Origin of the sequence: Mucilaginibacter sp. (assembly GCF_036383575.1) — a bacterium.
Classification (GTDB): domain Bacteria; phylum Bacteroidota; class Bacteroidia; order Sphingobacteriales; family Sphingobacteriaceae; genus Mucilaginibacter.
This window is the reverse complement of the sequence record NZ_DASVOB010000354.1, coordinates 1-12,640: the sequence shown is the minus strand read 5'-3', so window position 1 is coordinate 12,640 and position 12,640 is coordinate 1. Positions and strand designations below refer to the sequence as shown.

The window sequence follows — 12,640 nt, the reverse complement described above, 5'->3', positions numbered from 1 at the left end:
AAATATGAAATATTCTGAATGGAAAACGCTTAGTGCCGATGAGCGTAAAAACATTGGCTGGCAGCAACACCCCCACATACGTACCGGTACTCTTTTTGCCATAACTTTTGCAATAACGTTCATTATTGTAATGTTTGGTATAAGTAAGAACAGCGTAGTGCATCTTAACCACAAGCCAACCGTCAAAGAAGCTTTTACCATATCAAAACAATTGGTTAAAGAAAAACTGAAACAACCAGAAAAAGCAGTTTTTCCCGATGCTGGTTTTAAATATATCATTGATACAACAACCAATAGCTACCAGGTTCAATCCACAGTAAAGATCGAAAACGATAGCGGCAAAATGGAACAATCAGCCTGGGAAGTTAAAATGTTATATACAGATGGCGACTGGGCTCAGAAAAACAGCTGGCAGGTTAAAGAGATCAGCATCATACCTCAACAGCCAAACTAAACCCTATTATTAAAAACAAAAAAGGAGCAGTTATAAAACTGCCCCCTCTGTTAAATTTTTAACAAAATAATTTAATGCACAGCATCACGCAGGGCTTTGATCTCGTCATGAGCATCAAGCAATTCACTTTCCTGCTGGCTGATAGTTTCGCGGAGATAGGCCGGCAAATCTTCATCTTCAAGCGCTGTACGATATGCCTTTAAGATAGCATCTTCCCCAAATTCGCATTCCTCCAAAACATTATGGGTATCATGCCCGGTAAAAGCGGCTTTAACATCAAGCCAAACCCTGTGTATTTTACCGCTGGTGGTTGTACCGGTTTCAATATCTTTTCCAAAAGCGCTAACCTCGGTACCCAAAGCAAGTTTATAACCCTGGCTTTGGCCAATAAGCCTTGTGAAAAGCGATTTCAACTCGGTGTCGCCGTCCTTCAAATCTTTCGATGCGCGTTGATAGCCTTCAATCCTGTCATTGTTGATCTGTACCAGATCATTTAAAATTTGTACGGTTGCTTGTGTGTTTTCCATGATTAGATGTTTTTATATAATGATCAACTCTTTAAGGTTCAAATTGTTTAATTAATTGTACAATAATTATCTCAATACGAAATTAACTTTTGCCACGAAAAAGCGATATGATCCAGATAATAACTGCAATTACCACTACAACAGCAATAATCCCTGCAATAGCTCCTGCTTTAAAAATGCCGGTTATAACCGAACAGCTGCTTAGTGTAAACAGCACAAATGCGAATAGTAAAAAATGTAAGTTTTTCATGATTAATGTTTAAATAGATAAAGTTTAATGATTGGTTTATCGCCTGTCATTATTGTGATAGCAGGAATGCAATAATCAGACCTTTTTGATATCAGCCTATACGGAACGGTTTTGTCTACGATAGGTACGTATTTGATATGATAATTGTATACATCCGTATACAATTATGGTCGTCCCGCTAAAAACAAACTGATTCTTCACCCAGGATTTGACGGCAATAATATTTTGCAAATAACCGTTGCCTATAAAAACAAACGCTATTGCCAAACGTTAACAAAAAAGATTATAAGCCATTAAGAATATTAAAAAATTTATTGAAGGTTATAAGCTAACACCCGACTGCGCAGTTAGGCGCTGTGTTTTTTATTATATAATTATTTGTTAACCATTTTTTCCGACACGCTATGATAATACAGGTACAACCCAACATTCAATGTGAAAACTGCATTAAATGCGGCAGAAGGCCCCACGTTGAACAACAAAAAAAATATTGGGTATTAACGTGCCCCAATAAAAGTTGTAATAATTCGGTAAAATCACTTTTTGTTGACTTTGCCACCTGGAACCGGCTCAACAAAAAAACCAATGAAATACCGGCCACAACCGAAACATTAAAACGCACGGCTTAATTATTGAAGAAATTTTGTCAATTTCACAAATCGACAAAAAATTTCATGGCTTTAACCCAGATGAGTACATTTACGTGCTACTCTACTTGTTAAGCTATGACAAATGCACTTCTATCAATAAATAAAGCAACTGTACGTTTTTTAAATACAACATTATTCACCGGCTTAAGCTTTAATATAAATAAAGGCGAAAGCTGGGCCCTCATCGGCGAAAGCGGATCTGGGAAAAGCGCCCTGCTACAAACCATAGCCGGGCGTTTTAATATCACAGGCGGCGAAATAGATTATCATTTTTGGAATGATTACGCTCAATTTTTCAACGCCAATGATATTGCCACACCACATAAGCTTATTGCACTGGTTGAACCCAAACATCATTTCCGCAATCTTTCAAACACTACTGATTTTTATTACCAGCAGCGCTATAATTCGTCCGACTCCGAAGATGCGCTTACGGTTGCAGACTATCTTAATACAATACCACACTTTCCTGGCACTAATACATCATGGACATTTGAAAAAGTAGTTTCATTACTAAGGCTCGAAGCGCTACTTAACAAACAGATCATCAAGCTATCAAACGGTGAAACCAAACGCCTGATGCTGGCGGCTGCACTGCTCAAAAACCCGGTATTGCTCATGCTTGACAGCCCTTTAACGGGCCTGGATGTAAAAACCCGCGACGAGTTTAACGGCATTATTGAGCAGATCATTGCTTCGGGTATTAACGTTATAATGGCTACCTCTATCCATGAGATCCCCTCGGCCATCACTCATATTGCCGTATTAAGTAAAGGGGCTATTATTCACGAAAGCAACAAAGAAGCTTTTAAAGCTGAGCTTTTTGAACAGGATAAAACCGATACCATTGATACCGATGAGTTAGGTGCCTTGCTCAATATTGATAAAAACCCCATCGCTTACAACCAGATAGTAAAAATGGATAAGGTACATATTCAATACGGCGACAAAGTGATACTGGATAATGTAAACTGGCAGATCAATCCCGGCGAACACTGGGCTTTATTAGGGCCGAATGGGGCAGGTAAATCAACATTGTTAAGCCTGATCAATGGTGATAACCCGCAGGCTTATGCCAACAACATTATTTTATTTGATAAAAAACGCGGCACCGGTGAAAGTATCTGGGACATCAAAAAGAAGATCGGCTTTGTATCGCCCGAACTACACCAGTACTTCCCAACCGATAACAGCTGTTTGCAGGTAATCGAGTCTGGCTATTACGATACCCTCGGCCTGTTCAGGCCGAGTAATAAGGAACGCGCGGAAATTGCTTTACGATGGATGAAGGCTTTAGAGATTGAAAAATATGCCCGCGTATTGCTCAAAAATATCCCGGCAAGCGCGCAGCGACTTTGCCTGCTGGCCCGTGCGCTGATCAAAAATCCGGCGCTGTTAATTTTTGATGAACCCTGCCAGGGCATGGATGATCATCAGCAACTTCACTTTAAAAACCTGGTTGATACCATTTGCAGCCTTGGCAATGTTACCCTTATTTATGTTACCCACTATCAGCATGAAATACCCAACAGCGTTGATAAGGTTTTGAGGTTGGATAAGGGAAAGGTGGTTTCTTGAGCTGAAAGCTGAAAGAATAATAAGTTTTGGGCTTTATGCGTTGAGCTTTCTGCTTTCTATCTTTTTTGTCAATTATTTAACAGCTGCTGAAATCAAATTACCAACTTACGTATATTTGCCTGATATGAATACAGCCGATCTGTTGCAACGCGCGTTGCGGTTTGATTTTTTAACGCTTGAAGAAGGCGTTTACCTGTATAACAACGCCTCTACTGCCGAGTTGATGTACACTGCCAACGAACTTCGTAAAATACAGGTTCCGCATGGCAAGGTTACCTGGCAAATAGACCGCAATGTTAACACCACAAACGTTTGTATAGCCAATTGCAAGTTTTGTAATTTCTTCCGCCGTCCAGGCCATGAGGACAGTTACATAACTGACATTGAAACATATAAAAAGAAGATAGAGGAAACGTTCCGTTACGGCGGCGACCAGTTGTTGTTGCAAGGCGGTCACCACCCCGACTTGGGACTGAAATTTTATACCGATCTGTTTCGCGAGCTAAAACAGCTTTATCCTAAATTAAAACTGCATTCATTAGGTCCGCCGGAAATTGCACACGTTGCCAAATTAGAGGGCATGCCCCATATTGAGGTATTGAGGGCGATGAAAGAGGCAGGTTTGGATTCTTTACCTGGTGCCGGTGCAGAGATCCTGAATGACCGTGTGCGCCGACTGATATCAAAAGGCAAATGCGGCGGTAAAGAATGGCTTGATGTAATGCGTGCCGCTCATCAGCTTAACTTGCCAACATCCGCAACTATGATGTTTGGCCATATCGAAACTATTGAAGAGCGTTTTGAGCATTTGGTTTGGATCCGCGAGGTACAGGCCGAAAAGCCGGAAGGACATTATGGTTTTGTAGCCTTCATCCCCTGGCCTTTCCAGGATGATGGCACCCTTTTACGTAAAGTACGCGGCATCACCAACAATGTAACCGGCGACGAATATATCCGCATGATTGCGCTGAGCCGCATTATGCTGCCCAACGTTAAAAATATCCAGGCTTCCTGGCTTACCGTAGGCAAGCAGGTTGCTCAAATTTGTTTACACGCAGGCGCCAACGATTTTGGCTCGATCATGATCGAAGAAAACGTAGTATCGGCCGCTGGTGCGCCACACAGGTTTACAGCCAAAGGCATCCAGGAATCAATAAAAGAAGCCGGCTTTGAGCCTCAGCTTCGTACCCAGCGATACGAGTGGCGTGACATCCCCGTTGAAATTGAAGAACAGGTTATTAACTATTAGTTTGCGGTTGGCAGTGTGCAGTTGGCAGTTAGAAAACCAAACAACTGCATACTAACTATTAAAGCTACACGCCGCCAACAATTTACAAACGAGGCAACTGCCTACTGCACACGGCAAACTGCCAACTGAACAACATGGAACAATACATAGAGGCACTAATTTTTGCATCTGAGCAGGCAATTCGCCTGGAAGAGATCATGTACTGCCTTCAGGCTGCCTTTGAACGCGATTTTACTAACGAAGAAGTAACCGACGGCATCAACAGGATCCATGAAAAATACCAACACCATAGCCTGGCTATTGAGCTGGTAAAAATTGGCAATGGTTATCAATTTCTCACTAAAAAGGAATATCATACGGTTATCAACCTTTTACAGCTACAACGGTCAAAGAAAAAACTGAGCCAGGCCGCCTTGGAAACCCTTGCTATTATCGCCTATAAGCAACCTGTAACCAAACCCGATATTGAGCAGATAAGGGGAGTGAACTGCGATTATTCCATCCAAAAATTGCTCGAAAAAGAGCTAATAGCTATAGTTGGCAAATCTGAAGGGCTTGGAAAACCCATCCTTTATGGCACAAGTAATTTATTTATGGATTATTTTGGCATAAACAGTATTGAGGAATTACCTCAACTTAAGGACTTTACAAACACCACTGCCACTATTGGGGAGCAATCAGAATAATTTTAATTTCTCTTTTAAAAAAAACCATTTTTCATTATTTTTACTATTAAATCAATAGGGATAAAAGATTTTAAAACACTTTTCTTTATCTGATTTTAATTATTATTATTGACAAAGTTTAATTTATAAAATCCATTACAATGGGAGCGCCAAAGAAACCGAACACTAAAAAGATCGAAAACTCAGATAATGATCCGGATGATGATGATGAGTTTGACCCAAAAGTGAAAAAAAAGGCAGATGATGACGATGATGATTTTGACGGACCGTTAGATGACGATCTGGGCAGGGGTTACGAGTCATTTGATGACGACGAAGAAGACGATTATTAATTTTTAATACATAATATTTAATAAAGCATTCAGACTATGCCTCTGGATGCTTTTTTTATTACCTACCGGTAGCAATACGTATGAAAGTAACTGAAGTACAGGACAAAACATCAAAAAAAGCTTTCCTGGATGTGGCCCGCATCATTTATAAAGACGACCCTAACTGGGTGTGTCCGCTTGATAATGATATAGAAGCAGTGTTCAATCCGGCAAAAAACAACTTTCACCAACATGGTAAATGTACCCGTTGGATCCTGACTGATGATACCGGCCAACTGATCGGCAGGGTTGCTGCTTTCATTAATGAAAAAAAGGCATACAATTACGAACAGCCAACAGGCGGTATGGGCTTTTTTTGAGTGCATTAATAATAAACAAGCAGCTTTCCTGTTATTTGATACTGCAAAAAACTGGCTCAAAGAAAATGGTATGAAGGCCATGGATGGTCCTATTAACTTTGGCGAAAACGATAATTTTTGGGGATTACTGGTTGAGGGATTTACGCCCCCCTCCTACGGTATGAACTATAATCACCCATATTACCAGGCCTTTTTTGATGAATATGGTTTCAAAACCCAGTACGCACAGATCACGAATCATGTTGACGCTCATAAACCTTTCCCCGAGCGGTTTACCAAGATAGCCAACTGGGTAGCCAAAAAGCCGGGATATGATTTCAGGCATTTTGAAGTAAAAAAAATAGAAAAATTTGCTGCTGATTTTATTGAGGTTTACAACGATGGCTGGAAAGATTTCGAAAACTTTGTACCCATTACTCATAGCACCATCATGGAAAGCTTTGAAAAAATGAAGCCCCTGATGGACGAAAAGCTGATCTGGTTTGCTTACGTTGATGATGAACCGGCATCATTCATGATCATCTTACCAGATGCCAACCAAATGCTTAAACCACTTAACGGCAAACTTAACCTGATTGGCAAGCTCAAATTTTTATACTACCGATGGAAAGGCGTATCCCGCATGCGGGCCATTGTAATGGGTACCAAACAGAAATATCAAAAACATGGCCTCGAATCGGCAATGTTTATAAAATTAAAGGAATATGTATTGCCCCTCAAGCGTTATGACGAGCTTGAGTTATCGTGGGTGGGCGATTTTAACGACAAAATGATAGCCATTCATGAAGCGGTTGGCGCTACATTTGGCAAAAGGCATTTAACAATGCGTTACATTTTTGATTAGCCCGGAACAAACCGGGCCTCAAAATTATGCGGTTACTTTTGAATGTCGAAGTTCTTCAAATAGTTCAATTACTTTTTTCTGCAAATCAATTACTTCAGTCTCGCGGTCCATTAAGCGTTTGTTAACAGTTTCCAGTTCGTTAACAAATTTCTGATCCTGTTCGGCATCATTAAATGTAAGCAACTGAACTACCGACATTTCAAACAGGTTTGCTATCTGCTCAAGCCTTGACAAATTTATATCTGTGATCCCTGTTTCAATCTTTGAGAAGGCAGGAATTGAAATATCCAATCTCTTTGCAACATCCTCCTGGCTCCACCCCTTTTGATGACGTAATAATCTGATTTTTTTTCCGAGAGTTTTCATTTGGTTAAATTAATAGTGTAGGTTTCGCAAAAGTTAATTACTTTACAATAATATTTATTATCACGCTAATTATCAACTAATTTGCGTAATTTTTTATTTTAAAGCGTAGTTAATTGTTGCGATTGGCAAATCCCTTAAATTAAAGCAAATAAATCGTTCCAAAACATACCTGTAACATGGTATTTTCCGAATAATTTAGGTCGGGATTTTCATCCCATTGTAATTTAGTGCGCAAAAAAGCGTAAAAAATTCTTCTTTTTAAAATTTATGTTTCATTTTTGTACTGTAATATTTTTTATTACAGATAAATGAACGGACAATTTCAAATAGCAACCCACGTATTAACCCTGCTTTGCAAGCAACCAGGCGAGCTGTTATCGTCCGAATACGTAGCCGGCAGCATGAATGTAAACCCCGTTCTGGTACGCAAAGAGATGCGTAAATTGCGCGTTTGTGGTCTTATAGAGAGTAAGGAAGGCAAAACCGGCGGCTATAGCCTGGCCCTCCCTCCGCAAAAAATCACCCTTGCCGATGTTTATAAGGCTGTTAAACTACCGCCTGCTTTGGGCCAAGCCAAAAACAAGCCAAACCCTGCCTGCCCTGTCGGTAAGCAGATTGGTGCACACCTTGACCATTTGGCCGATGATGTTGAAGCAGCGATCATCAAAAAATTAAGCACTATAACCATTTTTGATTTTGTAAATCAATTCGATTAAAAAAAATTTAAAACAAACTGTAACAAATTTAATTACAATATAAAAACAAAAAAAAATGAAAATCGCATTAATTGGAGCCACAGGCTTTGTAGGAAAAGCAGTATTAGCCGAAGCATTACAACGCGGCTATGAAGTAACAGCCATAGCCCGTAATCCTAAAACTGAAATTGAAAACCCCAAATTAGCCCTCAAAACTGCCGATGTATATAATGTTGATGAGTTAACAGAAGCTTTGAAAGACAGTGACGCTGTAATAAACTCATTCAATGCCGGCTGGGCAAACCCTAACCTGTATAACGATTTTATTAAAGGTTCTGAAGCAATACAGCAGGCAACTAAACAAGCCGGTGTAAAACGCTTATTAGTTGTTGGCGGCGCTGGTAGTCTTTACATTGCCCCGGGAGTACAACTGGTTGACAGCCCCCAATTCCCTGCCGAGTGGAAAGCCGGTGCTACCGCAGCCCGCGACTACCTGAACATCATCAAAAAAGAAGAAGATTTAGACTGGACATTCCTGAGCCCGGCCATTCACCTGCATCCCGGCACCCGCACAGGCGTATACCGCACAGGTACAGATGAACCAGTATTTAACGACAAGCACGAACACGAAATTTCAGTTGAAGATTTAGCGGTTGCTATTTTAGATGAACTGGAAAACAACCAGTTTGTGAAGAGAAGGTTTACTGTAGGGTATTAATCTGAACCATGATTTATCGGATTTTAGGATTACCCTGAGTTGGGTGAGGCCTGTCAAAACTTACGAAGTTTTAAAAACTTCGTAAGTTTCCTTTCATCAAGTCATCCTAAAATCCTACGAATCAAGGTTTACTTAATAAACTTAGCAGCTACCCATTCTTTATCTTTTTTATGGGTGATATATTTCAAACCATACTTCCGCGCTTCATCTGTAATGATATCCAGATCAGGTGATTCATAAAAACCGCTGAAGTAGATCTCGCCATCAGTTTTTAATACTTCAGCGTAGCGTTGCATCTGGTCGATAAGGATATTGCGGTTGATGTTAGCCAGGATGGTATCATATTGCTCATCGGGAATAACTTCTTTTGAACCACAAAGCGGTTTGATATTGCCCACATTATTCAGCGCCGAATTTTCGATAGTGCTTTCATAGCAAACCGGGTCGTAATCAATAGCTGTTATATCACCGGCACCTAATTTAGCGGCCATAATAGCAAGAATACCGGTACCGCAGCCCATATCAAGTACTTTTTTACCAGCAAATTCATTCTCCAGGATAAGGCCCAGCATCATGGCTGTAGTTTGATGGTGCCCGGTACCAAAGGCCATTTTAGGATCGATGACGATCTCGTATTCAAACTCGGGCTTAGGCTCATGAAAAGTTGCCCTTACATAGATCTTGTCCCCTATTTCTATCGGTTCAAAATTGCTTTCCCATACTTCGTTCCAGTTTTTCTGCTGGATAAGTGTTATCTCGTAACTAAAAGTGAACAGATCTTTATAAGGCAATAATTGCTCATCAAGCGCCCTCTGGTCAAAAATTTCTTCAGGAATGTAAGCTTTAAAGCCAAGCTCAAGCTCTTCAAAAGTATCAAAACCAATCTCGCCCAAAGCATTGATCAGCAGGTCCTGCTGGTAATCTTCGGTAGTTATGGTAGTAAAAAACAGTTCGTAATAATTCATTTTGATTTTTCGTCATTAACTTTCAACGGAAATCCCGTCAAATAGGTAAACGGGTTTTAACCGGCAACTTCAGGTTCAATCGGTTCGCTCTCCGTGCTTGTTCTTTTCCTGTCGAGCAAATACAGTACAATAAAGTTAACCAACCAGTAAACAGCCTGTATTTCGGTCATATACCACCAAAAACTTAGTAAGGGCCTGTACCCTTCTTCGGGCAGCCAGATAATGTAACTAAGAGCGCCTGCAAACAATATACAAACCATGGCAATGCAAACGCCGGCAATAAACCGGGCCAAAGCACCTTTATGTTTAACCCAATTCCAAAGTGGTATAATGATCAGATATTGGGTAAGAATGCCATCTGCAAGCAGCAAGCCCCAAAAAAGATGGAAGTAAGCCATGAGGCTATATAAGTTTCCATTACCAATTTCGCCAATGCGCATAGGGTGATCAGGCATATTGAAATACACCACCGCCCAAAAGACGCCAAAGTCGACCAAAACCGGTAAAAGAACTTTTAAAAGCTTCATGCTTTTTTAGATTTGAGACGTAAGATTTGAGATATGAGATTTTATTTTTCAATAAACATCGCATATGCTCTTTATGTTTTGAGTTAAGTTTGAGTATTGTCTCAAATCTCACGTCTCATATCTTATAAATATTAATTAAACGTTTTAACGATATCTGTAAAATCACGCGATTTAAGGGAAGCACCACCAATAAGGCCACCATCAATATCAGCCTGAGCAAACAGTTCAGCAGCATTGCTTGGGTTGCAGCTGCCGCCATATAAAATGGTAGTAGCATCGGCAACTTCCTGACCATATTTAGCAGCAATTTCTTTGCGGATAAATTCATGAATTTCCTGTGCCTGTGCAGATGTAGCAGTAACGCCGGTACCAATAGCCCAAACCGGCTCATAAGCGATAACCAGCTTTGCAAACTGTTCTGCATCAAGGTGGAAGATACCTTCAACAAGTTGCGTTTTAATTATGTCAAAATGCGCATTGGCTTCACGTTCCTGCAAAGTTTCGCCAATGCAGAAAATAGGGCGAAGATCATTTTTTAAAGCAGTATCAGTTTTTTTGGCAAGCAATGCATTGGTTTCGCCAAAATACTGGCGGCGTTCTGAGTGACCAAGGATCACATAAGCAGCACCTGTCGATTTGATCATCTTTGCAGAGATCTCGCCTGTATAAGCGCCTTTTTCTTCCTGATGGGCATTTTGTGCACCAACAGCAACCTTGCTATAACCTTTTGATAGTTGTACCAGACTGTGGATGTGAATAAACGGACTGCAGATCACTGCTTCCTGCGTGCCGGTAGCCTCATCTTTCACCATGTTGATGATCTCTGAAAATAAAGCTAAACCTTCATTGTAATCAAGGTTCATTTTCCAGTTTCCGGCAACGATTTTCTTTCTCATGATTTTATTTTATTTATTAGTGAATGGTTGATTGAGTTGATTAAGTGAGTAGTTTGCAAAGTTCAATTAAATGGTGATATTAACCACTCACCAAAGCAACTACTCACTAAAATCAAAACGTCCTGTACTCTTCTGTCAGCTTAAATATGGTTGTTAATATATTTTGTTCGGTTTCGTCAAAATCACGGTGTTCACGGCGGTCAAACACTTTCTGCGCAGTTTCAAACATTTTATTCATCAAATAAACTTCAAAGCCCTGCGCTCCTCCCCATGAAAAGTCGGGAACGAAATGATTTGGGAAGCCTGCCCCAAAAACATTGGCACCCACACCTACTACAGTCCCTGTATTAAACATGGTATTGATCCCGCTTTTAGCATGATCGGCCATGATCAGGCCACAAAATTGCAGGCCTGTTTTACGGAAACGTTGTGTGCTATAGTCCCAAAGCTTAACTTCGGCATAGTTATTTTTCAGGTTGGAGTTATTGGTATCGGCACCTATGTTACACCACTCACCCAAAACCGAGTTACCAAGGTAACCTTCATGGCCTTTTGACGAATACCCCCAGATCACCGAGTTATTTATTTCGCCCCCAACCCGGCAATATGGGCCAATGGTTGTAGCACCATAAATTTTAGCGCCCATTTTTACCTGCGAATGTTCGCAAATGGCAAATGGCCCGCGGATATGGGTCCCTTCCCAAACCTCGGTATTAGCCGAAAGGTAGATAGGCCCGTTGGTGGTGTTAAATGTTGAGCATTCGGCAACCGCACCTTCTTCGGCAAAAAAATCAGTACCTATAATAACATTTGTTGAGCTGATGGCTGCACTTGTGCGCCCCTTGGTAAGCAATTGAAAATCTTTACGAAGTTCAATGTCATTCTTCCTGAAAATATCTTCCGGGTATTTGATCGATACAAAAAGATTAGGATAACTTACAACATCGCCAAAATCAGCATCAGCATCAAAGCTTTCCGCATCTGCAGCATTAAGCTTAACGGCAATTAACTGGTCGTTATATTTAAGTGCCTGCCCGGTTTGTAATTTATCAATTGCATCTACCAGGTTCTCATCCGGACATACAGCACCATTGATAAAAACGTTATCAGCCTCAATACTTATAGGGAACTTTACTTTTAAGTAATCAAGCGTATGAAAGGAATAAGCGCTGTTTAAATGCTTGCCCCATTTTTCGGCAATGGTGAATACACCGATACGAAGATCAGCGACTGGCCGGGTATACGTAAGGGGTAGCAGCGAATGGTGTGCGTTATCGTCAAAAAGGATAATTGCCATGGCGCAAAAATAAAAAAAGTCCCGACTGCAAAGCCGGGACTTGTAAATATTAATTAAACAAAAATTACTTTTTGTTGTAACGGGTGCGGAATTTGTCAATACGACCTGCAGTATCAACCAGTTTCATTTTACCGGTGTAGAACGGGTGCGAAGTGTGAGAAATCTCTAATTTAACCAATGGATATTCGTTACCATCTTCCCATTTAACGGTTTCGCGGGTATCGATGCAAGATTTAGTGATAAAAGA

15 protein-coding genes and 1 pseudogene are annotated in these 12,640 nt (G+C 40.6%); 8 read left to right on the top strand and 8 right to left on the bottom strand.

The genetic code is table 11. From position 1 onward, the window contains the following. A partial coding sequence (locus VF500_RS12265) for a hypothetical protein (RefSeq protein WP_330859945.1) occupies window positions 1-454 on the top strand: 454 nt, incomplete at its 5' end. A 71-nt stretch (window positions 455-525) separates the two neighbouring features. Here the strand turns inward: VF500_RS12265 and VF500_RS12260 are convergent. Both VF500_RS12260 and VF500_RS12255 read right to left on the bottom strand, forming a co-directional pair. Further along, complete coding sequence (locus VF500_RS12260) at window positions 526-981, bottom strand: PA2169 family four-helix-bundle protein (RefSeq protein WP_330859944.1); 456 nt, start codon at window positions 979-981, stop codon at window positions 526-528. 82 nt (window positions 982-1,063) lie between these two features. After that, the gene (locus VF500_RS12255; RefSeq protein ID WP_330859943.1) at window positions 1,064-1,231 is read right to left on the bottom strand and encodes a phosphatidate cytidylyltransferase; all 168 of its coding nucleotides are present in this window, start codon (window positions 1,229-1,231) and stop codon (window positions 1,064-1,066) included. Window positions 1,232-1,956: 725 nt separating this feature from the next. Between VF500_RS12255 and VF500_RS12250 the strand changes: the two genes are divergently transcribed. The 5 genes and pseudogenes from VF500_RS12250 to VF500_RS12225 all read left to right on the top strand — a co-directional run bounded on the left by VF500_RS12250 (window position 1,957) and on the right by VF500_RS12225 (window position 6,929). Next, entirely contained in the window at window positions 1,957-3,459 is a 1,503-nt protein-coding gene (locus tag VF500_RS12250) for an ATP-binding cassette domain-containing protein (RefSeq protein ID WP_330859942.1), read from the top strand. 124 nt (window positions 3,460-3,583) lie between these two features. Continuing rightward, window positions 3,584-4,708, top strand: a complete 1,125-nt coding sequence (gene mqnC, locus VF500_RS12245; protein ID WP_330859941.1) for a cyclic dehypoxanthinyl futalosine synthase — start codon at window positions 3,584-3,586, stop codon at window positions 4,706-4,708. A gap of 125 nt (window positions 4,709-4,833) precedes the next feature. Next, window positions 4,834-5,394 carry an SMC-Scp complex subunit ScpB gene (gene scpB, locus VF500_RS12240; RefSeq protein ID WP_414688577.1) on the top strand — a complete coding sequence of 187 codons (561 nt, stop codon included), beginning with the start codon at window positions 4,834-4,836 and terminating at the stop codon, window positions 5,392-5,394. A 140-nt stretch (window positions 5,395-5,534) separates the two neighbouring features. Then, window positions 5,535-5,726 (top strand): hypothetical protein, encoded by a 192-nt coding sequence (locus tag VF500_RS12235; RefSeq protein WP_330859939.1) that lies wholly within the window; start codon window positions 5,535-5,537, stop codon window positions 5,724-5,726. A gap of 80 nt (window positions 5,727-5,806) precedes the next feature. After that, window positions 5,807-6,929, top strand: a pseudogene (locus VF500_RS12225) (GNAT family N-acetyltransferase). 24 nt (window positions 6,930-6,953) lie between these two features. Here the strand turns inward: VF500_RS12225 and VF500_RS12220 are convergent. After that, window positions 6,954-7,295, bottom strand: a complete 342-nt coding sequence (locus tag VF500_RS12220) for a helix-turn-helix domain-containing protein (protein WP_274989177.1) — start codon at window positions 7,293-7,295, stop codon at window positions 6,954-6,956. Between the two features lie 308 nt (window positions 7,296-7,603). Here VF500_RS12220 and VF500_RS12215 point away from each other — a divergent pair, with 308 nt between their 5' ends. Both VF500_RS12215 and VF500_RS12210 read left to right on the top strand, forming a co-directional pair. Beyond that, window positions 7,604-8,011 (top strand): Rrf2 family transcriptional regulator, encoded by a 408-nt coding sequence (locus VF500_RS12215; RefSeq protein ID WP_330859936.1) that lies wholly within the window; start codon window positions 7,604-7,606, stop codon window positions 8,009-8,011. Window positions 8,012-8,066: 55 nt separating this feature from the next. Continuing rightward, window positions 8,067-8,708: an NAD(P)-dependent oxidoreductase gene (locus VF500_RS12210; protein ID WP_330859935.1), complete on the top strand. Its 642-nt coding sequence runs from the start codon at window positions 8,067-8,069 to the stop codon at window positions 8,706-8,708. A 128-nt stretch (window positions 8,709-8,836) separates the two neighbouring features. Here VF500_RS12210 and prmA read toward each other — a convergent pair whose 3' ends face one another. The 5 genes from prmA to VF500_RS12185 all read right to left on the bottom strand — a co-directional run. Then, entirely contained in the window at window positions 8,837-9,673 is an 837-nt protein-coding gene (gene prmA / locus VF500_RS12205) for a 50S ribosomal protein L11 methyltransferase (protein ID WP_330859934.1), read from the bottom strand. Window positions 9,674-9,729: 56 nt separating this feature from the next. After that, a complete protein-coding gene (locus tag VF500_RS12200) occupies window positions 9,730-10,200 on the bottom strand; it encodes a hypothetical protein (RefSeq protein ID WP_330859933.1) in 471 nt (156 codons plus the stop codon). Between the two features lie 131 nt (window positions 10,201-10,331). After that, complete coding sequence (gene tpiA, locus VF500_RS12195) at window positions 10,332-11,096, bottom strand: triose-phosphate isomerase (protein ID WP_330859932.1); 765 nt, start codon at window positions 11,094-11,096, stop codon at window positions 10,332-10,334. A 112-nt stretch (window positions 11,097-11,208) separates the two neighbouring features. Further along, entirely contained in the window at window positions 11,209-12,393 is a 1,185-nt protein-coding gene (locus VF500_RS12190; protein WP_330859931.1) for a GlmU family protein, read from the bottom strand. A gap of 64 nt (window positions 12,394-12,457) precedes the next feature. After that, a partial coding sequence (locus VF500_RS12185; protein WP_330859930.1) for a type B 50S ribosomal protein L31 occupies window positions 12,458-12,640 on the bottom strand: 183 nt, incomplete at its 5' end.